This is a genomic window from Ruegeria sp. ANG-R, from assembly GCF_000813985.1.
Classification (GTDB): domain Bacteria; phylum Pseudomonadota; class Alphaproteobacteria; order Rhodobacterales; family Rhodobacteraceae; genus Ruegeria.
This window is the reverse complement of record NZ_JWLJ01000001.1, coordinates 760,073-786,639: the sequence shown is the minus strand read 5'-3', so window position 1 is coordinate 786,639 and position 26,567 is coordinate 760,073. Positions and strand designations below refer to the sequence as shown.

The 26,567-nt window shown below is 56.8% G+C and carries 24 protein-coding genes; 17 read left to right on the top strand and 7 right to left on the bottom strand.

Translation table 11 applies throughout. The features are described 5' to 3' along the window. Positions 1-41: 41 nt before the first annotated feature. The gene (locus tag RA27_RS03915; RefSeq protein ID WP_039535159.1) at positions 42-2,129 is read left to right on the top strand and encodes an ABC transporter ATP-binding protein; all 2,088 of its coding nucleotides are present in this window, start codon (positions 42-44) and stop codon (positions 2,127-2,129) included. Positions 2,130-2,262: 133 nt separating this feature from the next. Here RA27_RS03915 and RA27_RS03910 read toward each other — a convergent pair whose 3' ends face one another. The 3 genes from RA27_RS03910 to RA27_RS03900 all read right to left on the bottom strand — a co-directional run bounded on the left by RA27_RS03910 (position 2,263) and on the right by RA27_RS03900 (position 5,016). After that, positions 2,263-3,249 carry an MBL fold metallo-hydrolase gene (locus RA27_RS03910; protein WP_039535157.1) on the bottom strand — a complete coding sequence of 329 codons (987 nt, stop codon included), beginning with the start codon at positions 3,247-3,249 and terminating at the stop codon, positions 2,263-2,265. A gap of 128 nt (positions 3,250-3,377) precedes the next feature. Then, complete coding sequence (locus RA27_RS03905; protein ID WP_039535155.1) at positions 3,378-4,340, bottom strand: LuxR C-terminal-related transcriptional regulator; 963 nt, start codon at positions 4,338-4,340, stop codon at positions 3,378-3,380. 97 nt (positions 4,341-4,437) lie between these two features. Beyond that, a complete protein-coding gene (locus RA27_RS03900) occupies positions 4,438-5,016 on the bottom strand; it encodes a lytic transglycosylase domain-containing protein (RefSeq protein ID WP_039535153.1) in 579 nt (192 codons plus the stop codon). A 207-nt stretch (positions 5,017-5,223) separates the two neighbouring features. Here RA27_RS03900 and ssb point away from each other — a divergent pair, with 207 nt between their 5' ends. Both ssb and RA27_RS03885 read left to right on the top strand, forming a co-directional pair. Then, positions 5,224-5,712, top strand: a complete 489-nt coding sequence (gene ssb / locus RA27_RS03895; RefSeq protein ID WP_039535151.1) for a single-stranded DNA-binding protein — start codon at positions 5,224-5,226, stop codon at positions 5,710-5,712. Positions 5,713-6,177: 465 nt separating this feature from the next. Next, positions 6,178-6,528 (top strand): hypothetical protein, encoded by a 351-nt coding sequence (locus RA27_RS03885; RefSeq protein WP_152610641.1) that lies wholly within the window; start codon positions 6,178-6,180, stop codon positions 6,526-6,528. Positions 6,529-6,964: 436 nt separating this feature from the next. On the opposite strand, the gene RA27_RS03880 is transcribed toward RA27_RS03885, so the two are convergent. Continuing rightward, positions 6,965-7,882 carry a LysR family transcriptional regulator gene (locus RA27_RS03880; protein ID WP_206539981.1) on the bottom strand — a complete coding sequence of 306 codons (918 nt, stop codon included), beginning with the start codon at positions 7,880-7,882 and terminating at the stop codon, positions 6,965-6,967. 411 nt (positions 7,883-8,293) lie between these two features. Here RA27_RS03880 and RA27_RS03875 point away from each other — a divergent pair, with 411 nt between their 5' ends. From RA27_RS03875 to RA27_RS03850, 5 genes are all read left to right on the top strand, one after another. After that, complete coding sequence (locus RA27_RS03875) at positions 8,294-9,073, top strand: alpha/beta hydrolase (RefSeq protein ID WP_193746464.1); 780 nt, start codon at positions 8,294-8,296, stop codon at positions 9,071-9,073. Continuing rightward, the gene (locus RA27_RS03870) at positions 9,073-10,047 is read left to right on the top strand and encodes a hypothetical protein (protein WP_039535142.1); all 975 of its coding nucleotides are present in this window, start codon (positions 9,073-9,075) and stop codon (positions 10,045-10,047) included. The genes RA27_RS03875 and RA27_RS03870 overlap by 1 nt, the downstream gene beginning before the upstream one ends. Before the next feature lie 60 nt (positions 10,048-10,107). Continuing rightward, on the top strand, positions 10,108-10,416 hold the full coding sequence (locus RA27_RS03865) for a hypothetical protein (protein WP_039535141.1): 309 nt from the start codon (positions 10,108-10,110) through the stop codon (positions 10,414-10,416). Between the two features lie 351 nt (positions 10,417-10,767). After that, a complete protein-coding gene (locus tag RA27_RS03860; protein WP_039535140.1) occupies positions 10,768-11,301 on the top strand; it encodes an ATPase AAA in 534 nt (177 codons plus the stop codon). Between the two features lie 811 nt (positions 11,302-12,112). Then, entirely contained in the window at positions 12,113-13,183 is a 1,071-nt protein-coding gene (locus RA27_RS03850; RefSeq protein ID WP_039535138.1) for a site-2 protease family protein, read from the top strand. A gap of 9 nt (positions 13,184-13,192) precedes the next feature. On the opposite strand, the gene aroB is transcribed toward RA27_RS03850, so the two are convergent. Together aroB and RA27_RS03840 are read right to left on the bottom strand one after the other, a co-directional pair. Continuing rightward, positions 13,193-14,305 (bottom strand): 3-dehydroquinate synthase, encoded by a 1,113-nt coding sequence (aroB, locus tag RA27_RS03845; RefSeq protein WP_039535137.1) that lies wholly within the window; start codon positions 14,303-14,305, stop codon positions 13,193-13,195. Next, entirely contained in the window at positions 14,305-14,892 is a 588-nt protein-coding gene (locus RA27_RS03840; RefSeq protein ID WP_039535136.1) for a shikimate kinase, read from the bottom strand. Before RA27_RS03840 ends, aroB begins: the two co-directional genes overlap by 1 nt. A 79-nt stretch (positions 14,893-14,971) precedes the next feature. Between RA27_RS03840 and RA27_RS24335 the strand changes: the two genes are divergently transcribed. The 6 genes from RA27_RS24335 (at position 14,972) to RA27_RS03815 (ending at position 22,136) form a co-directional block, all read left to right on the top strand. Beyond that, a complete protein-coding gene (locus tag RA27_RS24335; RefSeq protein ID WP_193746463.1) occupies positions 14,972-15,121 on the top strand; it encodes a hypothetical protein in 150 nt (49 codons plus the stop codon). After that, positions 15,111-16,637 carry a hypothetical protein gene (locus tag RA27_RS03835; protein WP_039535135.1) on the top strand — a complete coding sequence of 509 codons (1,527 nt, stop codon included), beginning with the start codon at positions 15,111-15,113 and terminating at the stop codon, positions 16,635-16,637. Before RA27_RS24335 ends, RA27_RS03835 begins: the two co-directional genes overlap by 11 nt. A gap of 2 nt (positions 16,638-16,639) precedes the next feature. Beyond that, positions 16,640-17,596, top strand: coding sequence for a site-specific tyrosine recombinase XerD (locus tag RA27_RS03830; RefSeq protein ID WP_039535133.1), 957 nt, complete (start codon positions 16,640-16,642; stop codon positions 17,594-17,596). A 63-nt stretch (positions 17,597-17,659) separates the two neighbouring features. Continuing rightward, on the top strand, positions 17,660-18,967 hold the full coding sequence (locus RA27_RS03825; RefSeq protein ID WP_039535132.1) for an HlyC/CorC family transporter: 1,308 nt from the start codon (positions 17,660-17,662) through the stop codon (positions 18,965-18,967). Positions 18,968-19,072: 105 nt separating this feature from the next. Next, entirely contained in the window at positions 19,073-21,490 is a 2,418-nt protein-coding gene (locus RA27_RS03820; protein WP_039535130.1) for an FAD-dependent oxidoreductase, read from the top strand. Positions 21,491-21,521: 31 nt separating this feature from the next. Further along, entirely contained in the window at positions 21,522-22,136 is a 615-nt protein-coding gene (locus RA27_RS03815) for a nucleotidyltransferase family protein (protein WP_039535128.1), read from the top strand. Between the two features lie 536 nt (positions 22,137-22,672). Here RA27_RS03815 and RA27_RS24330 read toward each other — a convergent pair. Then, positions 22,673-22,849, bottom strand: a complete 177-nt coding sequence (locus RA27_RS24330; protein ID WP_193746462.1) for a hypothetical protein — start codon at positions 22,847-22,849, stop codon at positions 22,673-22,675. A 50-nt stretch (positions 22,850-22,899) separates the two neighbouring features. On the opposite strand from RA27_RS24330, the gene RA27_RS03810 reads away from it, so the two are divergent. The 3 genes from RA27_RS03810 to RA27_RS03800 all read left to right on the top strand — a co-directional run bounded on the left by RA27_RS03810 (position 22,900) and on the right by RA27_RS03800 (position 26,542). Then, positions 22,900-24,336 (top strand): Do family serine endopeptidase, encoded by a 1,437-nt coding sequence (locus RA27_RS03810; RefSeq protein WP_039536930.1) that lies wholly within the window; start codon positions 22,900-22,902, stop codon positions 24,334-24,336. 162 nt (positions 24,337-24,498) lie between these two features. After that, on the top strand, positions 24,499-25,179 hold the full coding sequence (locus RA27_RS03805) for a response regulator transcription factor (RefSeq protein ID WP_039535126.1): 681 nt from the start codon (positions 24,499-24,501) through the stop codon (positions 25,177-25,179). Further along, the gene (locus RA27_RS03800; RefSeq protein WP_039535124.1) at positions 25,172-26,542 is read left to right on the top strand and encodes an ATP-binding protein; all 1,371 of its coding nucleotides are present in this window, start codon (positions 25,172-25,174) and stop codon (positions 26,540-26,542) included. Before RA27_RS03805 ends, RA27_RS03800 begins: the two co-directional genes overlap by 8 nt. The last annotated feature ends 25 nt before the right edge of the window (positions 26,543-26,567 follow it).

Here is a 26,567-nt window from a genome sequence, read left to right as displayed (position 1 = left end):
GATGAAGGGGATACCCCGGACTCTCGCGAGGAGTAAACAAGATGAATAAACTGGCGGATTATGACGGGCCCATTCTGGAGATCGACAAGCTTTCGATTTCGTTTTTTACCCGGCTGCGGGAGATTCCGGCCGTCATGGATTTCTCGGTCAGCGTTCAGCCGGGAGAGGCTGTAGGGCTGGTAGGTGAATCCGGTTGCGGCAAATCGACCGTGGCTTTGGGTGTGATGCAGGACCTTGGCAAGAACGGGCGCATTGTCGGCGGTTCGATCAAGTTCAAAGGTCGTGATCTGGGCGAGATGACCACCGAAGAACTGCGCGATATTCGTGGCAACGAGATCGCGATGATTTATCAGGAGCCGATGGCGTCTCTGAACCCGGCAATGAAGATCGGCAAACAGTTGATGGAAGTGCCGATGATCCATGAGGGCGTTGGTGCTGAAGAAGCCTATGCCCGAGCTTTGGAAGTGGTCACGGATGTGCGCCTGCCTGACCCCGAGCGGATGCTGAATTCGTTCCCGCATCAGCTGTCCGGTGGTCAGCAGCAGCGGATCGTGATCGCGATGGCGCTGATGTCGAAGCCCGCCCTGCTGATTTTGGATGAGCCGACGACCGCTCTGGACGTGACCGTTGAGGCGGCCGTTGTGGAACTGGTCAAGGATCTGGGCAAGAAATACGGCACCTCAATGCTGTTCATCTCGCATAACCTTGGTCTGGTATTGGAAACCTGCGACCGACTTTGCGTGATGTATTCGGGCGAAGCGGTCGAGCGCGGCTCGATTCATGACGTGTTCGACGAAATGCAGCACCCGTATACCCAGGCGCTGTTTCGTTCGATCCCGTTGCCGGGGGCCGATAAGAACTCGCGCCCGCTGGTGGCCATTCCGGGAAACTTTCCACTGCCTCATGAACGCCCGCCGGGATGCAACTTTGGCCCGCGTTGCGACTATTTCGAGGAAGGTCGCTGCGACGCCAAGGAAATCCTGATGGAGGCGGTGCCGGGAAATGACCGGCATCATACACGCTGTCTGAAATTCCAGGAGATCGACTGGAACGTACCGATCACGGTCGGTGAACAGAAAGAGAAGGCCGAGATTGGCCGGACCGTCCTGAAGATGGACAACCTCAAGAAGTACTATGAGGTTGCGGCGAATGCCCTCTTCGGCGGCGGCGAGACGAAGGTTGTGAAAGCTAACGAAACACTGAGTTTTGAGGCTCATGAATCAGAAACCCTTGCCATTGTGGGTGAATCCGGCTGCGGCAAATCAACCTTCGCCAAAGTGCTGATGGGCCTGGAAACTGCAACCGACGGGCAAATTTTGCTGGACAATCGCAACATCGAACAGGTGCCTATCGAAGAGCGGGATGCGAAGACCGTGGGTGAGGTTCAGATGGTGTTCCAGAATCCATTCGACACGCTGAATCCGTCGATGACCGTCGGTCGGCAGATCATTCGGGCGCTGGAAATCTTTGGTGTCGGCAATTCGGAAGCCGAGCGTAAGAAACGTATGCTGGAACTGCTGGATCTGGTGAAACTGCCCCGCGCATTCGCTGATCGAATGCCGCGGCAACTGTCGGGTGGCCAGAAACAGCGTGTCGGGATCGCGCGTGCCTTTGCCGGGGATGCGCGGATCGTGGTCGCGGATGAGCCTGTCTCGGCGCTGGACGTCTCGGTTCAGGCTGCGGTGACCGACCTGCTGATGGAAATCCAGCGCGAGCAGAAAACCACGCTGCTGTTCATCAGTCACGATTTGTCCATTGTGCGCTATCTCAGCGACCGGGTCATGGTGATGTACTTGGGTCATGTGGTCGAATTGGGCACCACCGATCAAGTCTTTGCGCCACCGTATCACCCTTATACAGAAGCGCTGTTGAGTGCGGTTCCGATCGCAGACACCTCAATCGAAAAGCAGCACATCGTACTTGAAGGCGATATCCCCTCGGCCATGAACCCGCCGCCCGGCTGCCCGTTCCAGACGCGATGCCGTTGGAAATCCGAAGTGCCGGATGGCAGATGCGAATCTCATGTACCTCCGGTGCAGACACTTGCGGACGGCCATCAGGTCAAATGCCACCTCGCCGAAGATATTCTGGCCCGGATGGAGCCCGTTATCAAAATCGCAGCCGAGTGAACGTATGGTTCATTCATAGAAAAGAAAGGGCCGGTCCATGACCGGCCCTTCGCTATTTGCGCCGCAGTGCTGGGGGGAGGGCTAGAGTTGCGGCGCTTGCCAAAGGTGAGTGGCAATCTTGTGCGTTCGTCGATTAGCCGGTCATAACGTTGTTGCCAAAGTGCATGAACTCCTGATTCATACCGGCAACGTCTCCGGCCTCCAGCTTTAGGCTAGCGCTGTCGAGCATCTTGTAACTTTTCTGACCTTTGACCCAATCGTCTGCGGCCTGCAACGTCGTCAAAGTGTATGAAGTCACTTCATTGAGGTAATGTGTCGGAATGACGATCTTGGGCTTCAGCTTGGCGACAATATCATTGGCCTGATCGAAGCTCAGGATGTGTTCCGACCCATCGACGGGCAGAGTCAGCACGTCCACCTGCCCGATGGCATCCCAGAACTCCTGAGGCGGGTTGTGGCGGTTGTCGCCCCAGATCAATGTACGAATACCCCCTGTTTCCACGAGGTAAACCACCATATCCATGTGTCCGACATTGTTCGGCGGGCAGGCTTCTACGCCGAACTCAGCCAGCGCATTGGTCCAATCGTACCATCCCGGCGCGACACAGGCGTGTTTATCCGCAAAGCCTGTAATCCGGAGATCAGCAAACTCGAAATTGCCCGCCATTCTGTCCAGAACCATTGTTGAACTGGGGCGCTCGATAGCATCATGATCGAAATGCGCATGGGTGGACATCGTGATGTCAACCGGGATCTGGGGGAACTCGTTGCGGAACCACAATCCCCAGGCCCCCGAGGGATCATCCCTCCACGGGTCGAACAGGACCGTCGCGCCGCTGGGTGAGGTGATCTTGATGGCGCAATGTCCGTAGTAGTCGATCCCGACCGGTCCCGTACTGGCCTGGCCGGTCGTACCCTGCAAATCGATCACGTGGTTGTTGTTACCGGGCTGCAGCCACGCTTGCGATTGCGCTGCGGCGGGTTTGCTACCCAATAACGAGGCCCCTGCCCCAACACCCGCGGCGCCGGCTGCCATAAAGAACGACCGGCGCGATAGACCTTTTGCCAATGCGTCACGTTCCCCGTTCAAAATTGTCGGCTTCAGATCTTTGCGATCCATTCTAATCCTCCCGATTGGACGGGCGTCGGTTGATCCGCGCCCTTCCGTACAGCTTAGCAAGGCCGATACAGGCCGCTGAGATCAGAAAAATCGGGGGAAAATATGGGGGAAAACCCCATATTCAATAGTCACGAAATTGATAAAAGATGACTGCGCAGGTTCTGATCCCGGCCTTCGAGGCCAAGTTTCCGGCGAATATTGTTGCGATGAAAATCGATTGTAGAGGTTTCACGTGACATAGCCCGGGCGATATCTTTGGTGGTCTTTCCCGACATGACCAACTGCGCGATTTCGATTTCCGTCGGCGTCATGACCGAGAACGCATCCGACAATTTATCGGAAATCATCGAGGTAATGTCTCGCAGATTGCTCTCTGCCAGATCCAGATAAACTTGCGAGGCCTCACCTTCGGTCAACTGGCTGCGCAATTTATCCAGATACGGCAAAACCATCGTGCGGACCCGTTCGACGATGTCCTGATCGCGATCCTTTCGGTCATCGTCCAGACTGGTCAGCAACACGCGTAGCGCTGTATTCGTTTCCCGCAACTCGCGCGTCCGCGCCTCGACTCGGTGTTCCAGTTGAGCCAGCGTTTCGTTCAGTTTCTCTTCCAGCGCGCGGCGCAGGTAAACCTCTTGTATCAAAGCCAAATCCGACTCGACCATACGCGCAAACTGCGCCAGCCCTTCACGGAACAAAAGGGCGCGGCGATTGCGGTGGCGATCCAGAACGCAGATTGTTCCGAATATGGAGCCATCGGGCCATTTCAGCGGAAACCCGATGTAAAAAGACATGCCATGTTCCATGTCCTCATTATCGTTCCAGACCGGATCGCAGGTTGCATCCTCGACCACGAATTCGCCATCACGTTCCAGGACACCCTGACAATAGAGCTTGGGATTCAGCCGAAAGTTCATCCCGACAGGATAAGGATTTTCCGGATGGTCCGAGGTGATCAGCACTGCATGGTCGGGCGCTTCGGTTTTCATGATCAACGTAGCAGGCACGTCAGCGAGTTGAGAAACGAGATCCACCAGACGTTGCCAGTTGGCCATTGTGTCAGGTGGGATAACCGGTCGATCCTTAATCATCGCAAAGCTTGCCTGTCTGGAGATTACCTTCCCAGACTAAGGCAGTGTTCGACACTTGATCAAGAAACAGCCTCTCTGCGACGCAGCACACGATATGCTAACCGCCCCAGATCACCTTCACATAGTTTTGGGTTTCCTTGTAGGGCGGGATGCCGCCGTGTTTCTCAACCGCTTTGGGACCTGCATTGTAAGCCGCCAGGGCAAGACGCCAGGATTTGAACTTACGATATTGCCACGACAGGTAGCGTGCGCCACCTTCCAGATTCTGGATGGGATCATGCGGATTGACGCCCAGCAATCTGGCCGTCTGCGGCATCAACTGTGCCAGCCCCAATGCCCCTTTGTGCGATTTGGCATGTGGATTCCAGCCGCTTTCCTGCTGTACGAGACGCAGAAACAGCTCTTCCGGCACGTTGTGTTTTCGAGCGGCTTGTCTGGCGTGATCAAGATACTGACCCCGATAATTCCCGGTATAGCGTTTTACGAACTTACCGCGCTCGGTCTTGGGCTTAAGCCGCTCTGAATCCCGATACTGCTTGGCAGCGCGGTTATCCAGCACCTTGGATTGTTTTAGAAAAATCGCCTTGCGGTTCTTGGTGGACAGCGTTTCGGCCTGCGTCGCAAACGACGACAGGCAAAGCCCCAATACGGAAATACTACCGACCAGAAAACGCATTGAAGCCAATCCTGCACCCTCAACAACCAGACGGATTATAGTTCAACCAGCCGCAAATGAAAGCTTGGTAAAAGCAATCTTAAAATTTTCTGCGCAAGCGTTGCCCCATCAATCATGTTTTAACCAAGTCGCAGCCCGTATAGGGTCGGCAACAGAACACAGCGTCAGATTCGGGCGCAATCCAGTCAGAGAAGAACGAGGAAATATATGGCGGGTTCAGTCAACAAGGTCATTCTGGTCGGCAATCTGGGCCGCGATCCTGAGGTGCGGACTTTTCAGAACGGGGGCAAGGTGTGCAACCTGCGCATTGCCACCTCGGAAACCTGGAAAGACCGCAATACAGGCGAGCGCCGCGAACGGACGGAATGGCACTCGGTCGCCATCTTCAACGAAGGTCTCGTACGCGTAGCCGAGCAATACCTGCGCAAAGGATCGAAAATCTACGTCGAGGGGCAACTGCAGACCCGCAAATGGCAGGATCAGTCGGGTCAGGATCGCTATTCGACCGAGGTGGTCCTGCAGGGATTCGGCTCGACTCTGGTGATGCTCGATGCCCGCGGCGAAGGCGGCGGTGGTGGAGGTGGTGGCTATGGTGGCGGTCAGGCCGGGGGCGGCTACGGCGACCCGTATGGCGGACCGTCCAGCGCACCTGCACCGGCTTCGGGCGGAATCGATGACGACGAGATTCCTTTCTGACGTTGACCATGTCGATAATGTAAACTCTTATCGTTTTTGCAAATCAAAACAGAGGGCTGGCGCTTGCCAGCCCTTTTTATTGCCCTAAGCTTGCCAAATTATGACTGACCATTTGAAAACGTAAATTATGAGGCTGAGAATCCAGACCATCAAGCTCGGATCCGGCTTGCCTTTACCAATGCTCCTGGACTCCAACGGCGTGCCTCTCGTCGCACCGTTGGTTTACAATTTGACGATGGTTCGTGGAGCTGGCCGTAGGTTCAACACTCAACAGAACATTCTCAGAACCATTCGCAAGGTCGAAAAATGGTCAATGAGCGAATTTGGCAGACGAATTGAATTTGCGTTCAGAGCCACGAAGACTTCGATCACATCCGCATTACCAGCCTCCGTCGCTATCTGGAGATTCCAGAAAATACCCGAACAACCAAAGAAACGAACGTCACGGGTTTTCGGAACTCGGAGTTGCTGAGGAAAAGCTCTCTGCCGCCCAAGTGTGTGAACGCCGGGCAAACGACAAGACAGTATCTCCTGGATGCATTTGGTTACATCCAATGGCTGATGAATGAGCACAAGCACCTCAAGGCGGGAGAAATCACAGGGTTAATCAAGGCACAGGTTTCGGAAATCGACGATGATCAGTCACCCCCACGGCTCGGCCCGATTGAAGCGAACCGTTCACGGCTCCTTGGGGTGATCGATCCAAAGCATCCGGAGAATCCGTATCGAGACCGAGCGGCGCGACTTCACAACTTCATCGTAATCCGCATCGCCTACGATGGCGGATATGGTATCGGAGAAATCCTCGCAGCCTAGACCGGAGATATTTCCTGGAGCGCACGGAATCTTCACATCACACCCAGGAATCCTGCCCCAAGCGATCGCCGCAAGCGCCCACCAAGCGCCAAGACGAACGGGCGCGCATTGCCGGTAAGGCCGGACGTTCTTGATGCGTAGTACTCGCGTCAAATTCGGCCCAAAGGGGACATCCTTCAATCGAGTTTCCGCTGCGATGCAGCGTCCAGAAAGTTGCCGTTCGCTGCAATCGCAAAGCTGGAAAGTAGACGATGATCAGGAGCACGGCCCTGAGCAGAAATGTAACAGTAACGATCGTTGTTGTAGCTCAACTCACTAAAACAGCCATAGCGGGATTGTGGATTCGTTAGGACCCAAGAGCGGCTGGTGATTTGAATGGCTTCACTGTAATTCGAAAGTCTCGCGTTCAGACCATCACTAAAGCTCGAACACTTGATCAATCGGATTTTGTGATCTCCTGTGCTCGTGCTCTCAACCAATTGACCGCTGGATTGAAGCGGCTACGCTCGTGGCGAACCAAGTAATAAGGGAAACCGCAACTCGGCTGAAACGGAGCTGAACAAAGAGAGGTCAATTTCCGGACTTGCTTTGCCAGCCGCTTGGGGACAGCTGCAACCGCATCTGTCTGCCCTACCAGGATTGGCAGTGTGGTGAAGTAGGGCTGCTGGAATACGGCATTCGAACCGTCTCCGTCTTGCCGCATGATCGTATCCGGTTTCAAACCCGTGGTGCCCGGAAAATTGAACTCGATTGACCGGTACGGCGACACGTCCTGCGGAGTAAGGGCCCGATTTGATGCTGCGTGTTCCTCAAGCGGATGGCCTTGTCGGAAAAGGACTTCGTAGGTTTCATCAAATAGCTTCTGAATGAGCAAATCGTCCTTGGTGTCCAAATCCGCGTATAGCAACAGATCAATTGCTCCCTTTTCCAGTTCGCTAAAGCTTTGGGGTACCAGTGGCGAGACATCGAACCGTAAGGCTGGTGCGGTAACGGCGAAGACTTCCATCATGGGTCCCAGGACAGCCGCGACGCCGTAGTCTGTCGAGGCGATGCGATAGCAATGGCTGGACTGTAACGGATCGAAGGTGGATGGCCTGAAGACGTCAGCTATCGCCAACAGCGCGGCATCGACCGGTTCCTTCAGGCCCAGAGCATGATCCGTTAACTTGTATCCCGACTGCGTTCGGATCAGCACCGGGTCTCCAATAAGGTCGCGTATCCGGGCGAGGATGCGACTGGCGGCGGGCTGGCTGATCCCCAGATGTAGCGCCGAGCGTGTCACGCTGCTTGTTCGAAGCAGGAACTGCAGGAACCGTAGGGTCCGCATATCCAGCGAAGCTAGACCATCATTCATTTTCTGCATGTCCACCATACTATTTTCGTTATCCCAATTATGCTGAATGCGAGCTAACTGACAAGCGAAGCCCAACCGGGCGCCCCCGATCAGGCGTTCTGTCCATGATCTTTTGGGTGCGGAGCCCATCAAACTGAATACAAAAGGACGGTAGCAATGATTTCACGACGCCAATTCAACTCAATCGCGATTGTTTCATCCATGAGCGGAGTTTTTGCTGCCCGGCCCAGCGTCGCAGCGTCATCCGCAGACGCAAATCAATCGGCACTTGGCTCCTACGTTGTCCAGACGGTGTCATTTGACAGCTCTGGGGAAACTCTTGTCGGAAGGCTGTTGAGACCTGCTTCGGAAGGACCTCACCCGGCAGTTGTGATCATAGGGCCTGTCGCGTTCGTCAAGGAACAATCGCCGGTGCAATATGCAACCCGCCTGGCATCGCGCGGGCTGGCCGTTCTGATATTCGACCCGCGCTATCACGGAGAAAGCTCAGGCACCCCCCGACGCTACGAGTCTGGCGAAGCCAAGGTTGAGGACTGCCAAGCCGCCCTCGGATTTCTCGCCGCTCAGGAAGGCATCGATGCAAATCGGCTTCATCTTCTCGGGATTTGCCAGGGCGTCAACTGGGCGATTGAAACAGCAGTGACAGATGATCGCGTGGCGTCTCTTGGGGTTGTCGCGGGTCATTATCTGACCGCGGAAACCGCCAGAATGTATCTCGGCAGTGACGCCGAGGTTGAAGCGCGCACGGAGCGCGCGACGGCAGCAGCCGCCGATTTCAAAAAAACGGGGGAAGCAAGCTATATCCCAATCGTCGGCTCTGAGGATGCCCTTCTGACAGCAACGGCCATCGCAGACTGGTACCTGCCCTGGGACAACAGGGCCCCTTGGCTAACTTTCAAAGGCGGGTGGGAAAACCGCATTACCGCCATGAGCGAAGCTGGCATTTGGGGCTGGCGGATCGACGAAACGGCCCCACAACTGAGCCTGCCTGTATTGATGATCCATGGCGATAAAGCTGCAAGCGGTCAGGACATTCCCCGCCGCATTTTTGAAGCAATCGCGTCAGAGCAGAAGACATTGCATTGGATCGACGGCGCCAACCAGCTTCAGTTTTATGAAGACCCGCTGATCATTGACGCCGCCGTCAACGCGCTGGCTCCACATTTTCTGGCCTTCGGTCGAAGCATCTGATGCAGACCGATTGGTTCGTTGCGGCTGCCCCGGCGCTATCATCGCCGGAAAAATGGGCGGCATCATCAATGCGTAATAAAACAGGAGAGTTATTTGAGATGAAAGTTCTTTCGTTATTGGTCGCTTGCACCGCGGCCTTCCCTGCTGTCGCCGAACAGGAGCTGCCGCCCTTTACCGAAGCGGTTTTGCCGATGGGAAACGATGTTTATGCCGTATCGATTGGACCGGGTGGGCCAGATGAAGAGTTCGGCTCGGACGCCACTAATGGCGGGCTATACAAGCTCACTCCTGACGGCGCGACCGAAGAAATCAAACTCTCGGATGAGCAAGGCCTGCGTAACCCGACAGGAATAGTGCGTTCTGGCAACCAGATTGTGATTGTGGACGGCAATGAGATCATCTCTACCGCATCGGATGGCACAGTAAACTGGCGGCAGGCTCTCGATGAGGACGGCGTTTTTCTCTACGATATCGAAGCTCTCGACGAGAACACCCTTCTCGTGAGTGATTTTGGGCGAGGCGCATTCCTCTCGATCGCACCCCAAACAGGACAAATCCAACATTACCTTGACGATTTGCGTATCAGTGGGCTCGCCCGCTTTGCAATTGCAGAGACAGGAATTTACGCGGTGTCGTGGGGCAGTGACGACGCCTGGGATAGCGCTTTGTATTGGGTTCCGCATTCTCACAGCGGGGATACTGCAGTGATTGTCTCAAACGGTTTCGGCAACTTGGAATCCGTTGAAATCATCAACGGTACGGTTGTTGTCGGAGGTTATCGGGGTCACGAAGAGTATCCGAATGCGAGGCTTTTGCGCGTTGAAACTGATGGGGCCATTCATCCGCTGAGCGCCGGGTCTCATTCGCAGGGGGTTTCCGATATACTCTTCGATGGATCGTCAATATGGCTGACTTATTTCTATGACGCATCTTATGCGGAATTGCCCTCTCAGGCAGCACAGAATCTCAACTGAAAGGCGCACGTACTCTGGTTTCCATGGCACAAGGCTTTCGCCTGTAGCACACGGAACGTATTGACCTCGCTCGCCGAGTTCTCCTCAGAAGATCTCGCCCTCGATCCGCAAAGGTTCGAGGACTACAAGAGGAAATACCTCGACATCCATGATCGTGTGAAAGCCAATGATGGTATCGACCAGAAGGCGTCAATCATTGACGAAGTCGATTTCGAGTTCGAATCGATCCGGCGCGACAACATTAATGTTGCGTACAACCACCATTTCACGAAGCATGGGATCGGGCAGAAGGCCATTGTTGCTGTCGCCCGCAAGCTCGCGATCAAACTCTGGCGCATGTCGGTGGAAACACCACCATCGTCAGCCTAAGGTATCGCGCAGGTCTTGGCCGGGATAACCGACAGCACAAAAGGCTAAACCCTCACCACCGGCGCGTACCGAAACGGCTCTTGGCGATCCTGCATCCAGACAGGCGCGGACAAGAAAAGGCTTGCGCGAGGTCGGTAAACAGCATTGGTATGGCCCACACCTGGCGACTTAACACGCACGGGGATGGGTTGCTCTGACACCAATTTAAGACCGGCTGGATGCAACAAGCAAAGCTTCACGCCTTTCAAACTGCAAACGATTTGAGAGCGTTTGGTCTCTGTAGGGCAGGCATTAAAGACTACCACAGAATTTCTGTAGATCAGCGCTGTACAGCGAATTTAGAGGCCTAAAATGAAGTCATTATCCGCGCTGGGGCAACGCATTGTCATCGTTGGCCCATCGAATTCCGGCAAATCGACGCTTGCCGTTTCGATTGCCAAAAAGCTTTCGCTACGAGCGGTGCATCTGGACCAATTGCGACATATGCCAAACACCAATTGGCTTGAGCGTCCTGACGAGGAATTCGCAAGGCTGCATAATACTGCAATCATGAACGAAGGCTGGGTTATGGAGGGAAATTACTCTGGTCTTTTGCCTCAACGCCTTGATCGCGCATCCGGTATCATCCTGCTCAACTCGAACGTGTGGCTGCGTTACGTTAGATATCTGAAACGTACTTTGAAAAACAACGGCGTGCGCGCCGGTCATCTCGAAGGTAGCCAAGACAAACTCTCTTGGAAGATGACCAATTGGATAATCAAGACTCGCAACAAAGCCGCCAGGTACGAGAAGATCGTCCGCAAAACGGGCAAACCCATGGTGATGTGTTATACCTCAAAGGACTTGCATCATCTCTACCGAGAATGGGATTTGTCGCTGCGGTGACGTTTGCGTTCGGATCAGTTGCTGTGTCAACAGAGCGCCCACTTCAAGCAACTGAAGCCATCGCGGCAAACCTTTTGTTGACAGTCGCCCACATAAGAAACTGATCCGCGCTTTGGCGGACCAATTGACGACAAATCCGTCTTTGTTGACTACGGCTCCGCCTGCCCGGCCCTCGCGACCGCATTGTCGTTACGATGGTGCAAACATCGTCACGGAAGACGAGTTGATGTCTTATTGGATGTGATCGGAGCCTGGTTTGTCGACCGATAATTCGATTTTGCGACGTGTTTTCGCAATGGATAGGCTCAGGCGACATTCCTGAACGTCGCGAGCGGTGCGATATCGATAAACGCAGTTTGGTTCAGGAAGACATGTATAACAATCACCAGCCGCTGATAATCTTCGAACTCGACAGCGGACCCAAAATGACCGCGAAAGATGTCGATTGTTATACTTTCGGCCTGCGCATCGTCAGAGATTACTCGCAACGGTCTCGCCAGTGATGCAATATCACACGAAACCCAAGCCAACTCCTGGTCTGACAAAGATAAATCACCTCGATTCTTTCCCTGACGGGTGGGCGTGCTACATTGATAGTATGCAGCGTTCGTGAGATGCTGAGCTTGAACCAACAGGGCCGCGCATGAGCCGAACTTTATAATGTAAATCAGCATTTTGACTGAAACGTGCTGACTTAGGACGACAAGAAAACACAGCACTCCCTCATATTCAAAAGCAGCCCGACATTCGCTCACACGGTTGTGGAAACATTTCGTTAACCTAACCCCGTCAAATCAAACGGAGGCGCAACATGGCATGGTCCTTCTCACTTGGCCGATTACTCGGCTCGGAACTGAGGGTTCATGTCACCTTCTTTTTGCTGTTGGCATGGGTCGGGTTCGCGGCATATTCCAATGGTGGCTGGCCTGTTGCCATCGACAATATCATGTTCGTGCTGGCGCTGTTTGCTTGCGTCGTGGCGCATGAGTTCGGCCACGCGCTGATGGCCAGGCGATATGGCATCCGCACCCCTGATATCACCTTGTTGCCGATTGGCGGGCTGGCGCGCCTTGAGCGAATGCCCGAAAAACCGATGCAAGAGGTTTGGGTGGCGTTGGCTGGCCCTGCCGTTAACCTAGCCATCTGGGCAATCCTTGTGGTTCTCGGGGCCGGGATGCAGCTTGGATCGATAGCCCAGATTGACTCGGCGGGGACAGGCCTGCTCAACCGGCTGGCCTATGTGAATCTGCTGCTGGCGGCTTTCAACATGATCCCCGCTTTTCCGATGGACGGTGGCCGCGTGTTCCGCGCTTTGCTGTGCCTGAGAATGGATCGTGCCAAGGCCACACGGATCGCTGCCGTCAGTGGCCAGGTTGTTGCCGTCGGTCTTGGCTTTCTGGGGCTCACCTCGGGCAACCCGATACTGGTGCTGATCGCTGTTTTTGTATTCATTGCCGCCAATGCCGAGAACCAGGACGTTGCGCTGAAATCGGTGACGCGACGGGTCAAGGCACGGGATGCAATGATCACGGAATTCACCGCTTTGTCGCCGGAAGACACGCTTGCGACTGCAGCGCAGGCCGTCATTCACACGACCCAACACGAGTTTCCGGTATTGGAGCGGGATGGCAACCTGATGGGATTTGTCACCCGCGACCGCCTCTTTGCAGCCTTGGCGAGCGATCATCCCCGATCAGAATCTGCTGCATCGGTCATGGAACCGGACATTCCGCAAGTCGCACTCGCCAGCGGCTTGGACGAGGTCCTTGATGGCCTGCACAAAGGCGCGCCTGCGATTGCCGTCTGCACGAAATCTGGCCATCTGGCCGGGTATATCACCCGTGAAAACATCGGTGAACTGATGGTTATTCAGGGGCGTTGAGCCCCTGCCTCAACACACAGCCAGCGCATCCTCAAGTACCGAGACAACCGTGTCGCGCGGTACATCCGATGTGACAAAGGCCCGCCCGATACCGCGCGCCAGTACAAACCGCAATTGACCGTCCACGACCTTTTTGTCCTGCGCCATCAAGGCGACCAGTGTCTCCGCATCCGGTAATTCTCCGGGGATATCTGCGAGATCGGTCTTCATACCCATCGCACGCAGATGCGCCCTGACGCGGCTTGGGTCTTCCTGAGAACAAAGGCCCAAGCGCGATGACGTTTCAAACGCCAGAGCGCACCCGATGGCGACACCTTCACCATGCAACAGGCGATCAGAGTATCCTGTCGCAGCCTCGAGCGCGTGACAGAAGGTATGGCCAAGATTCAGCAGCGCGCGGTCGCCCTGTTCAGTTTCGTCGCGTGCGACGATATCCGCCTTCATCTGCACCGAACGTGTGACGGCCTGTACCCGTGCCGCCATATCACCGGATGACAACAGCGGACCGTTGGTCTCAAGCCATTCAAAGAACGCGGCGTCCCCCAACAGACCGTATTTTACCACCTCCCCATATCCGGCCAGAAAGTCCCGCGCTGTCAGCGTTCCCAGCACCTCAGTATCGGCCAGCACCAGAGACGGCTGGTGAAACGCACCGATGAGATTCTTGCCCTGCGGCGCGTTGATTCCGGTCTTGCCGCCGACCGAACTGTCCACCTGCGCCAGCAGCGAGGTCGGTATCTGCACAAAGCGCACTCCGCGCCGCATCACGGCGGCGGCGAAACCCGCGAGATCACCAATCACGCCGCCACCGAGCGCGACCACGATGTCGTTTCGCTCGACCTGTTCGGCCAGCAACCATTCCACCGCACGCTCAAAGTGAGGCCAGCTTTTGGTCGCCTCACCTGCCGGCAAAGCCAGAGCGTTCATCTCGATACCGGACGAGGCCAGACCATCGCGCAGGGCGTCCAGATGCATGTCCGCAACCGTTTCATCGGTCAGAACCGCGACGCGGGGACGCTGCAGTAACGGGGCGATCCGCGCGCCTGCCTGCGCCAAAAGGCCCGGGCCGATCTCGACATCGTAAGAACGCTCGGCCAGGTCAACATGTACAGTCTGATGCATTAAATCCGTTCCAAAATATCCGGGCGTGTCACCAATGCGGTGATGACCCGATCCACCATATCTTCAATTGCGGTTTCACCGTCCGAATTGGCCACCAGATCGGCCTGCTCATAGATCGGCACCCGGGCCTCGTACAAACCGCTCAATGTCGCATAGGGGTCCGCTGTGCGCAGCAGCGGTCGCGTGTCCTTGTGCTTCACGCGATTCCATAACACGCCCAGATCGGCCCGCAACCAAACGGAAGCCCCCCGATCCGAGATCATTCTGCGATTATCTTCCGCCAGAAACGCGCCGCCTCCGGTCGAGAGGATTCCTTTTTCCTCGTCCAGAAGCCGCCCGATGATCTGACTTTCCTTGCTGCGAAAGAAAGCCTCTCCATCGCGGGCGAAGATCTCGGGGATGGTCATATTGGCTGCCGATTCGATCTCGGCATCGCTGTCGAGAAAAGGAACACCAAGCCGCGCCGCCAGCGCGCGGCCAACGGCAGTCTTGCCAGCCCCCATCATTCCGACCAAAACGACGGTTTTGTGCAGTTGAAACCGCTCTGCCTGACCCGAATGTGCCGTGTTATGCTTAAATTCGCTCATTTCGTCGTGAATGACGTGATCTTAAGAAAAATGCTAGGTATAACTTGGCCAAAAGCAAAATTTGAGGCAGCGTTCACCCATGGGTCGTTTGATCAAGTTCCTGATTTACCTCATCTGCCTGTGTTTCATCGGGCTGGTCGGGTATGCCTATATCGGGCCATATTTCGGCGCGGATTTTTCCGCCCCGCAAAGTGAAGTCCGTGAACCGGTCATCCTGAATGCCGACTAGAAGCACCCTGCTGGCGCTTCTTCTGGCCGGAACCGCACAGGCGCAAACCCAAGAGCCATTGTCGGCCATCGACTGGCTGACTGACCCGCCAGAGAATCTGCCGGGCACAGTGTTAATGGAGCCTCCTGTCACCCAGACGGGGATGCAGCCGGATGTACAGGTCACCCCGCTTGAAGCGTTGTCGCCCCCACTGGGGTTGGTGGCGTCTTCGGTCACAGGGCTGCCCGTGGATTTGTGGCAAAGCAGCGATGCCGATCGGCTGGCAGATCTGATTTCACAGGTGAGGGTCAAATCCAACCCCGCAATGCAACGGCTGTTGTTTACGCTGCTGCTCTCCGAAGCCCGCCCTCCGGCGGGGGGGCAATCGCCAGACACGCTGCTGATGGCGCGGCTTGATCGTCTGATGCAGTTGGGTGCCTCCGATCCGGTACAGTCTTTGGTTCAGCTGGCTGGTCCGACCGATACCCAGGACCGTTTCAGGCGCTGGTTCGATGCCACTTTGCTGACCGGTGATGAGGATCGAAGCTGCACTGCTCTGATCGCGCAGCCGAATTTATCGCGAGACTACGCCGCACAGATTTTCTGCAAGGCGCGCCGGGGGGATTGGACATCCGCCGCCCTGACCCTCGAGGCCGTCCATGCGCTGCAACTTCTGCCCGAAGACGAACTCGCCCTGCTCGACCGCTTTCTCAGCCCGGAACTGTTCGAAGGGGCCGAGTACCTGCCGCAACCCGAAGATCCCGATCCGCTTACGTTCCGCCTGTTCGAAGCGATCGGCGAGCGCTTGCCGACGGCCTCTCTACCGCGGGCCTTCGCCAATGCCGATCTGCGGGATGTGGCGGGATGGAAAGCTCAGATCGAAGCCGCCGAACGCCTGACGCGTATCGGTGCTTTGACCCCCAATCAACTGCTCGGCCTTTATACGGAACGCGCACCCGCAGCTTCCGGCGCGGTGTGGGATCGCGTGGCCGCTGTTCAACGATTCGAATCCGCGTTGGAAACGGATGACCCCAACACAATTTCGAAAGCGCTGACAACTGTTTGGAAACAGATGAAGATCGCAGGGCTGGAAGTACCGTTCGCCGAACTGTTCGCCCCGCGTCTGGCGGCCTTGACGCTACCCGATCAGGCAGCCGAAAATCTGCGCTGGCGTATTTTGCTGTTGTCCGAGCTTTACGAAGATGCAGCGCGAACCACGCCCGACGGATCAGAGGCCAACATGTTTCTGGCCGCTCTGGCGCAGGGCGATCCGGTGCGTGCGCCCTCGCCTACTCCTTTAGCAGATGCCATTTCTCAGGGCTTTGCCTGGTCCGCACCCATCCCTTCGGACATCGACGCGCTTCTGAACAACGACCAATTGGGCGAAGCGATTCTTGAAACGATGCAACTGTTCGCCCATGGCTCACGGGGCAATCTGGTGGATCTGACAGCCTCGGTTGCGGCCTTTCGCCGTGTCGGGCTTGAGGATACCGCCCGCCGCGCCGCGTTGCAGTTGATGATCCTGAACGGGGCCTGAGGATGGCAGCACCCGCGACCCAGGAATTGTGGATCTCCACCTTCCTTGAAGCACAGGCCGCCGAGTTGGGCGCGGCGACCAACACTCTTCTTGCATATGGGCGCGACCTCAAGGACTTCTCCGATTGGCTGACGCGCCATAAATCGGGTTTTACCCAGGCCGACCGTGACCGGATCGAAAGCTACCTGATTGACTGTGATGCGCAGGGACTTTCGCGCGCAACCCGTGCGCGGCGGCTTTCAGCGATCAAGCAGCTCTATCGCTTTGCCTTCGAGGAAGGCTGGCGCGAGAGCAATCCGGCGATCCAGATCAAAGGACCGGGACGTCCGAAGCAGTTGCCAAAAACGCTGGACGTGCCCGAGGTCGACCGCTTGCTTGAAGCAGCGCGCCGAACAGGGCGGTCCAAAGCCGACAAGATACGCAACACGTGCCTGATGGAATTGCTCTACGCGACCGGTATGCGCGTGACAGAGCTGGTTTCACTGCCGGTCAGTTCGGCCCGGGGTGACCCACGTATGTTGCTGGTTCTCGGCAAGGGCGGTAAAGAGCGGATGGTTCCGCTCTCCCCGCCCGCCCGCGTGGCATTAGGCGAATGGCTAAAAGCCCGCGATGCGGCTGAGGACAAAGCGGCATCCAAAGGCGGGCAAGAGTCGCGTTTCCTGTTCCCGTCGCGCGGGAAATCCGGACACCTGACGCGGCATCGCTTCTTTCTGCTGGTCAAGGAACTGGCAGTGGAAGGCGGCGTTTCGCCCGGAAAAGTCACGCCGCACACGTTACGCCATGCGTTTGCGACGCACCTGCTCGCCAACGGTGCCGACCTGCGCGCAATCCAGACCCTGCTGGGCCATGCAGACGTGGCCACAACAGAGATCTACACGCATGTTCTGGATGAAAGACTTTCGGAACTGGTGCTGGAACATCACCCGCTGGCCAAAGATGACAGCTCGGATCAGGGCTAACCCCTTGATCGGTCGGGGCCGCAGCCCCATAACGGATGCAGAAACAAGAATAATCTAGGACCAATGGAACCCACCTCGACCCTGCTTGACAGCGCTTTCTGGATCACGTCAGGAGCCATTCTTCTTCTGCTCGTGCTATCGGGCTTTTTCTCGGGCTCTGAAACAGCGCTGACGGCGTCATCGCGCGGCAAGCTGAGGGCGCAGGCCGACAAAGGCTCGCGCGGGGCGCAAAAAGCGCTGGATATCACCGACGACAACGAACGTCTGATCGGCTCGGTCCTGTTGGGCAACAATCTGGTGAACATCCTTGCGGCATCGTTGGCGACGGCCTTGTTTACGCGGCTGTTCGGTGAAAGCGGCGTGGCGCTGGCGACGCTGGTGATGACTCTGCTGGTGCTGATCTTTGCCGAGGTGCTGCCAAAAACCTACGCCATCACCAATGCTGAAAAAGCCGCCGCCCTGGTTGCCCCGGTTATCAGCGTCGTCGTAACCGTATTCTCGCCGGTTGTGGCCGCCGTCCGGCTTCTTGTACGCGGAGTGCTGCGTCTGTTTGGCGTACAGATTGACCCTGACAGTAACATTCTTGCAGTTCGCGAAGAAATCGCAGGCGCGTTGCAGCTGGGCCATTCCGAAGGCGTGGTCGAGAAGGAGGACCGCGACCGTATTTTGGGCGCGCTTGATCTGGGTGATCGCGCAGTGGAAGAAATTATGCTGCACCGGTCCAACATTGAGATGATCGATGCCGATGACGAGCCGGAAGCGATCCTGAAACAATGTCTGGAAAGTCCTCATACCCGCCTGCCAGTCTTTCGCGACGAACAAGAGAACATTGTGGGTGTCGTTCACGCAAAAGACCTGTTCCGCGCCATGTACGCTCAGGCTGGCGGCGCTGATGGTGATTCCGAACGGCTCAAGGATTTTGACATCTCTAAGGTCGCGAATGATCCCTATTTCGTGCCCGAAACCACCACACTGGATGACCAGATGCGTGAATTTCTTCGGATGCACAGCCATTTTGCGCTTGTCGTAGACGAATACGGATCATTGCGCGGGCTGATCACGCTGGAAGATATTCTAGAAGAAATCGTGGGTGAGATCGCCGACGAGTTCGATATCGACGAAGAGGTGCCTGTCACCCGCACCGACGATGGCCAGTACCTTGTCGAAGGCGCCATGACCATCCGTGACGCCAACCGCGCGCTTGACTGGTCGCTGCCGGATGAAGAGGCCAACACATTGGCCGGTCTTGTCATTCACGAGGCTCAGATGATCCCTATCGTCGGCCAGGTGTTCTCGTTCCACGGCTTCCGGTTCGAGGTCACCGCGCGCGAAGGCAACAGGATCACGGCCCTCAAGGTGCGCCCTCTTTAAGCCAGACAACGCACGCAATCGACAAGCGACGCGCGGTGTCGCGAACGGAACAGTATTGCGCCGGAGCCCTCGGCAGGCTCTGCCAAAAGCCGAGGGAGAGACATCGTGAAAACCACCACCCGTGTAGCAGTGATCGGCGGCGGCGTCGTCGGATGTTCCGTTCTTTACCATCTGACCAAATTGGGCTGGTCAGATGTAATGCTACTGGAACGCTCGGAGCTGACCAGTGGATCAACGTGGCACGCGGCCGGAGGGTTTCACACCCTGAACGGCGACACCAACATGGCCGCCCTGCAGGGCTATACCATCCGGCTTTATAAAGAGCTGGAAGAAATCACGGGCATGTCCTGCGGCCTGCACCATGTCGGCGGCGTGACGCTGGCCGACAATCAGGATCGGTTCGACATGCTGCTGGCCGAACGCGCCAAGCATCGGTTCATGGGCCTTGAAACCGAGATTGTCGGGCCGGAAGAGATCAAAAAGATCGCTCCGATTACCAACACCGATGGCATCCTTGGCGCGCTTTACGATCCGCTGGACGGTCACCTCGATCCGTCGGGCACAACTCATGCCTACGCCAAAGCCGCGCGCATGGGCGGCGCCACGATCGAGACACACTGCATGGTGCGCGAAACCAACCAACGCCCTGACGGCACATGGGATGTGGTGACCGACAAAGGTACCATCCATGCCGAACATATCGTCAATGCAGGCGGCCTGTGGGCGCGCGAGGTCGGCGCGATGGCAGGTATCTACTTCCCGCTTCATCCGATGGAGCACCAATATCTGGTCACCGACACAATCCCCGAGATCGAAGCGATCATCGATGCAGGTGGCGAGCATCCGCATGTGATGGACCCCGCCGGAGAAAGCTACCTGCGGCAGGAAGGTCGCGGACTGTGCATCGGTTTCTACGAACAACCGTGTAAGCCTTGGGCGGTTGATGGCACCCCATGGGAGTTTGGCCACGAACTGCTGCCCGACGATTTCGACAAGATCACCGATAGTATCGAATTCGCCTATGAACGCTTCCCCGTGCTGGCCGAGGCGGGAGTCAAATCTGTCATCCATGGGCCGTTTACCTTTGCCCCGGACGGCAACCCTCTGGTCGGGCCGGTGCCGGGCGTACGCAACTATTGGTCGGCCTGCGGGGTCATGGCGGGATTCAGCCAGGGCGGCGGGGTCGGTCTGACCCTCGCACAATGGATGATAGAAGGCGAACCTGAACGCGATGTGTTCGCCATGGATGTGGCACGCTTCGGAGACTGGATCAGCCCCGGCTATACGCGCCCAAAGGTGATCGAGAACTATCAGAAACGGTTCAGCGTCGCCTATCCGAACGAGGAACTGCCAGCCGCCCGCCCCAATCGAACCACTCCGATGTACGATATCTTCAGCGATCTCGGTGCGGTCTGGGGGCAGCAATATGGCCTCGAAGTCCCGAACTATTTTGCTAAGGGTGATGAACCGGACTACGAGATCCCCTCGTTCCGCCGCTCCAACGCTTTTGACGCCACCGGGCGCGAGGTTCGCGCGGTGCGCGAAAGCGTCGGAATCAACGAGGTTCACAATTTCGGTAAATACCGCATAACCGGCCCTGGCGCCCGCGCGTGGCTTGATCGCATCATGGCAGGCCGCATCCCGAAACCGGGTCGCGTCTCGCTGACGCCCATGCTGTCGCCCAAGGGCAAGTTGATCGGTGATTTCACGGTATCCTGCCTGACCGAAGGGCTTTTCCATCTCACCGCCTCATACGGCAGTCAGGCGTTTCACATGCGCTGGTTCCTGCAAAACCGGGACGAAGGCGTGGGCATCGAAAACATCAGCGACCGGCTGAACGGGTTTCAGATTGCCGGACCAAAAGCGACCGAGGTCCTTTCGGCCTGCACCCGTGAGGACGCCAGCGCGCTGAAGTTTCTGGACGTGCGCGAGATGACCATCGGTATGACCGACTGCATCGTTCAGCGCGTCAGCTATACCGGCGATCTGGGCTATGAGATCTATTGCGATCCGATGGCGCAACGGCAGCTTTGGTGGACCATATGGGAGGCCGGTCAACCCCATGGGATCACTCCATTTGGAATGCGCGCAATGATGAGCTTGCGCCTCGACAAGTTCTTCGGCTCGTGGATGCGTGAGTTCTCACCCGATTATACAGCGTGCGAAACCGGGTTGGATCGCTTCATTTCTTTCTCGAAGAACAGCGATTTCGTGGGCCGGGCTGCGGCCGAGGCCGAGCGCGCAACAAGCGCTGGTCGCCGTCTGGTCGCATTCGAGGTCAACGCGAAAGACGCAGATGTGAACGCGTATGAGCCGATCTGGCTTGATGGTGCTGTTGTGGGCTTCTGTACTTCGGGCGGGTATTCCCACTATGCGTGCAAGTCCATTGCAATGGGTTTCCTGCCAACCGAATACGCCTGTGAAGGCCGCGAGGTCGAGATCGAGATACTTGGCGAGATGTGCAAGGCACGCGTGATCACGACCCCGCTCTTCGATGCGGACGGTGCGAGGATGCGGGGATGACTTAACCGTCCCTTAGCGGCATTCTGCCCAGATGACCGAGATTCCCATCATCCTGCTGGCCGCCGGCCAATCCAGCCGCATGGGCGGCACAGACAAGCTGATGCAGCCTGTGGACGGAATGCCGCTGCTACGTCGGATGGCGCAGCGGGCGCTTGCCGTCGGTCCCGTAATCGTTGCCCTGCCCCCGGCGCCTCATCCGCGCTATGGCGCGCTGGAGGGTCTGGAGGTGCAGCCCGTCGAAATCCCTGATGCACGGGAAGGCATGAATGCCAGCTTACGGGGAGCGATGGCCTCGGTCCCGGCCAGCGCGCCTGCAGCAATGATCCTGTTGTCGGACCTGCCGGACCTCACATCTGACGATTTGCGCAGCGTTCTTGGAGCAGTCAAGACGTATCCCGATAATCTGGTTTGGCGCGGTGCGACCGATAACGGAACTCCCGGTCATCCTGTTGTCTTTGACCAATCTCTTTTTGCAGAGCTTTCAGAATTAACCGGAGACAGCGGTGCGCAATCCATCGTGCGACATTGTGTGGGCAAGGTCCATCTACATCGCCTGCCCGCCCGGAATGCACTGTTGGATTTGGATACACCTGCCGATTGGGCGGCTTGGAAAGCAAACCGATCCCGTAGCCGGTCTCCAATCTGACCGGTCCCCAAAATGAACGCGGCCCGGTCGTTGACGACCGGGCCGGTTGCCCAAAAACAGGACTACCACTTTCACCAATCTCTTAAGCGCGGTCAGATCACCAAACTGGTTATCTGACGATGTGCTGCTGAACCTAAACAAGACCCCCTCGTTAACATGCCGCTCAGCGCTTTGGAGACTGAGATGTGCCTTCGACACCCCCTAGTGCCTCAGGCCCCCCTCACTTGGGCAACTCCAATGTCGCTGATCAGATGCGTTCAAACAACGTAAAATTGGATGAATTGGTAAATTTCCGCGAAACCGGACTGACTTTTGCGCAACAATGCAACACCCTCAAAACTACCACTGGTTGCATTCGCTTGGGCATCCACGGAGCGACCACTACATCTATGCGGTTATGAATTGCCTTTTATACCTATTTCGCAGGCACCTAAAGCTGCATTCAAAATTCTAGATTAGCGATCTCTACAACCTTAAGGAGAAGTTTTTTGATAGCCGCCTTCGTGCGGTTTCTTTGTTAACAAAAATGAATCAATTCAATGCTTTTTCGAAATTATTGACTTTTTCGGCAACAATCCACCGATTCGCCCTGCGCTACCCAAGCTGATTCTTGCTGCCTGACCACGCCAGATGGCGATATCTAAACGGCGAAACATGGCGAAATTAAGGTTTCTTAATGTTTCTCTCAGGATATCCCAAGGTTGCTGTGGCATCTCCTGTCTCAATGCGCGGGATCAACCGCCGGACACAGACAGGAGTCAAAATGAGCATCCGTAAATCCTCACTGCTTTTTCCACGCACGTCCAACTGGATGGGAGCGACCGCATTGGGCGCGGCCTTGCTGGCCACGACCGCCCTGCCCGCAATGGCAGACGAGGCCCTAGCCGATCTGGTCGAAACTGTCTCGCCCTCGGTTGTAACGATCATCGCCAAGCAGGATGCCCCGCCAAATCCGGCGCAAGGCCAAGAGTTCAATTTCGAAGGCCATCCCTTTGGTGAGTTTTTCAAGCGTTTCGGCGGCCCTGAAGGTTTCGAAATGCCGCAACGCGGACCCAGCCAGGGTCTGGGATCGGGTTTCGTACTGGATGAGGCGGGATATATCGTCACCAATCACCACGTTGTCGACAACGCCAATGAGGTAACCGTACGTCTGAGCGATGACCGTACATTCGAAGCTGAAATCGTCGGCACCGATCCGCTGACGGACATCGCCGTGCTTAAGATCGATGCCGGGGACGACCTGCAAGCCGTTCAAATGGGTGACAGCGATATCATTCGCGTGGGCGAAGACGTGGTCGCCATCGGCAACCCGTTTGGCCTGAACTCGACCGTCACGACCGGTATTGTGTCCGCGAAAGGGCGTAACATATCGGAAGGCCCCTATGCGGAATTCATCCAGACCGATGCTGCGATCAACAAGGGCAACTCAGGTGGGCCACTGTTCAACATGAATGGCGAGGTAATCGGTGTGAACTCGGCGATCTATTCGCCCAGTGGCGGCTCTGTCGGGCTGGGTTTTGCGGTCACGTCGAATATCGTCGATCACATCACCGCCGATCTGCTTGATGATGGTGAGGTCAGCCGCGGCTGGTTGGGTGTGTCGATCCAGAATGTCAGCCCTGAGCTGGCGGCCGCTATGGGCATCGATACGGCAACGGGCGCGTTGGTCTCGGACGTTGTGCCTGATAGTCCGGCCGACGGTGTACTGCAGCAAGGTGACGTGATCCTGAGCTTCAACGACGAAGCCGTTGAGTCCAGCAGCGATCTTCCGATCCTCGTTGGGACCACAAAAGTGGGCACAGACAGCACTCTGACGGTTCTGCGCAATGGCAAGGAAGAGCAGATCGACCTGACCATCGGGCAGCATCAAGCGGCATCGGCGGCGGCCGACAGCGTGGCTGAGGACAAGTTCGAAGGCAGTTCGCTGGGCGTGACCGTGGCACCGCTGACCGAGACCGCGCGCGCCGAGATTGGAGTGGCCGAGAATGTCGACGGGGTTGTTGTCACCGATCTGAAACCCGAGAGCCCTGCGGCCAAAGCCGGTTTGCAGCGCGGAGATGTGATCGTACGACTGGGCAATCTGGATACCGCGACGCCGGATGCGCTGAAAGAAGCGCTGAAAAGCGAAAAGACGGACCCGGCTCTGGTTCTGATCAATCGCGGCGGCAACCAGATCTTTGTCGCGGTCGAGATCGCCTGACCACACACCTAAGCGCGCCACATGATGGGGAAATCTGGCGCGCTTATTCTGGCAGGTGCGACATGTCCACGTACCGCCGGAACGGCCGGGTGCACCTTCGCACCCGGCATGTTTTTTTCAAACAGTATCTGTGTTTATATCCCAATGGGAAGGAGCCCTGACATGAGCAGACGCTTGTTGATCGTTGAAGATGACCAAGACACGCGGGACTTCATTGCCAAAGGGTTTGGCGAAGAAGGATACGTTGTCGAAGTTGCCTCAGACGGCCGCGAAGGCCTGTACCACGCGACAGACGGTGGGTTCGATGCCGTCGTGCTGGACCGGATGCTGCCCGGATTGGACGGGTTGTCACTGATCAAATCGATGCGTGCGGCTGGGGTAAAAACGCCCGTTCTGATGCTCACCGCCATGAGCGCGGTAGACGAGCGGGTTAAGGGTCTTCGTGCAGGCGCGGATGACTATCTGGTCAAGCCCTTCTCGTTCCAGGAACTTCATGCCCGGATCGAGGCATTGCTGCGTCGTCCACAAGAGGCAGAAGAGACGCCGACCCTCGCCTGCCGCGATCTCGAAATGGATCTGCTGACCCGCAAGGTCACCCGCAATGGCCGTGAAATCACACTTACGCCGCGTGAATTTCAGATTCTGGAGTTCTTTCTGCGCCGCAAAAACCGCGTCGTCTCACGTACCATGTTGCTTGAAGGGGTGTGGGATTACCACTTTGACCCAAACACCAATGTGGTCGACGTCCATATATCGAAACTGCGCCGGCAGCTTGACGAAGACGGGGCCGACCCGGTGATTGAAACAGTCCGGGGCGCCGGATACATGGTTTCGGATGGATAACCTGCGCCTGTCGCTGAAAAACTCCCGTACACGGCTGGTCCTTGCCAGCATGGTGCTCAGCACGTTGCTGACAGCTGCGGTGCTGGCAATGGTCTACGTCACCGCCAATCGTACGATTTCAGAGGAGACACGCTCGGTCGTATCGGCGGAACTGACCGGACTGGCAGATGAATACGAACGGCGGGGCATGATCGGACTGATCACCGCGATCGAGAGGCGGTTGCCGACGGCGGCCGAGCGCGATGCCTTATATCTTCTGACCGGCCGCCAGGGTGGCAAGCTGGCGGGCAATCTGGCGCGCTGGCCCGAGGGGATCACACCGGGCAGTGGCTGGGTCGACCTGCAATTGCGCAAGGGGAACACGGACCAATACGTTCCGATATCTGCCGCATCTGTGAGATTACCGGGTGGCGAGCGGTTGCTTGTCGGACGCGATTCACTCGCTCGGCAACAATTCGATCGTATCCTGCTCCGCTCGGTCGCGTTGGCGCTGGCAACGGCGCTGGCACTGAGTTTACTGACCGGGTGGCTACTGACCCGGCTGGTATTCTCGCGTCTGAGGGATATCGCCGATACAGCCGACAATATCGTATCGGGCGATCTGGCGCTTCGAATGCCGTTGCGTGGCTCGGGCGACGAATTCGATCAGGTCGCGGGCACATTGAACAACATGCTGGATCGCATTGAAGAGTTGATCAGCAATCTGCGCACAACCTCCAACTCGATCGCGCATGACCTGCGTTCGCCCCTCTCACGGCTGCGCCAGCGGGTCGAATCATTGGCGGAACCCGGGAAAAGCGATCAGGATCGCGAAATTGACATGGCACGCGCGACCGGTGAGATCGACCATCTGTTGCGCGTTCTCAGCCAGTTGACTGAAATATCGCGGGCCGAGGCGGGTTTGGGGCGTGAGCAGTTTGAGCCGGTAAATCTGCCGCAGCTTGTCGGTGATGTGGTTGAGTTATACGACCCCGTCGCTGCCGATCAGAACATCCGGCTTGAAGTTGTCGGCAATGCCAAGCCAATTCAGGGCCACCGCCCGCTTCTTTCTCAGGCGCTGTCGAACCTGCTTGAAAACGCCATGCGCTATGCTCCCTCGGGCACCGCGATTACCATCGAAATTCGGGAGGATGGCGACTATGCGTTGCTGAGCGTCCGCGATCGCGGTCCCGGCGTTCCCGAAAGCGATCTGCCCCGATTGCAGATGCCCTTCATCACGCTTGATCCCGCCCGGACGGAACGCAACGCGGGACTTGGGCTCGCGCTTGTCGCTGCCATTTCACATATGCACGGTGGCACGTTTCTGGCACGCAATCGAAAACCGGGACTGGAAATAACTCTGAAGCTGTCGCGCAAGTCCTGAAAGAATTAAGATCAGCGCGCAAAGC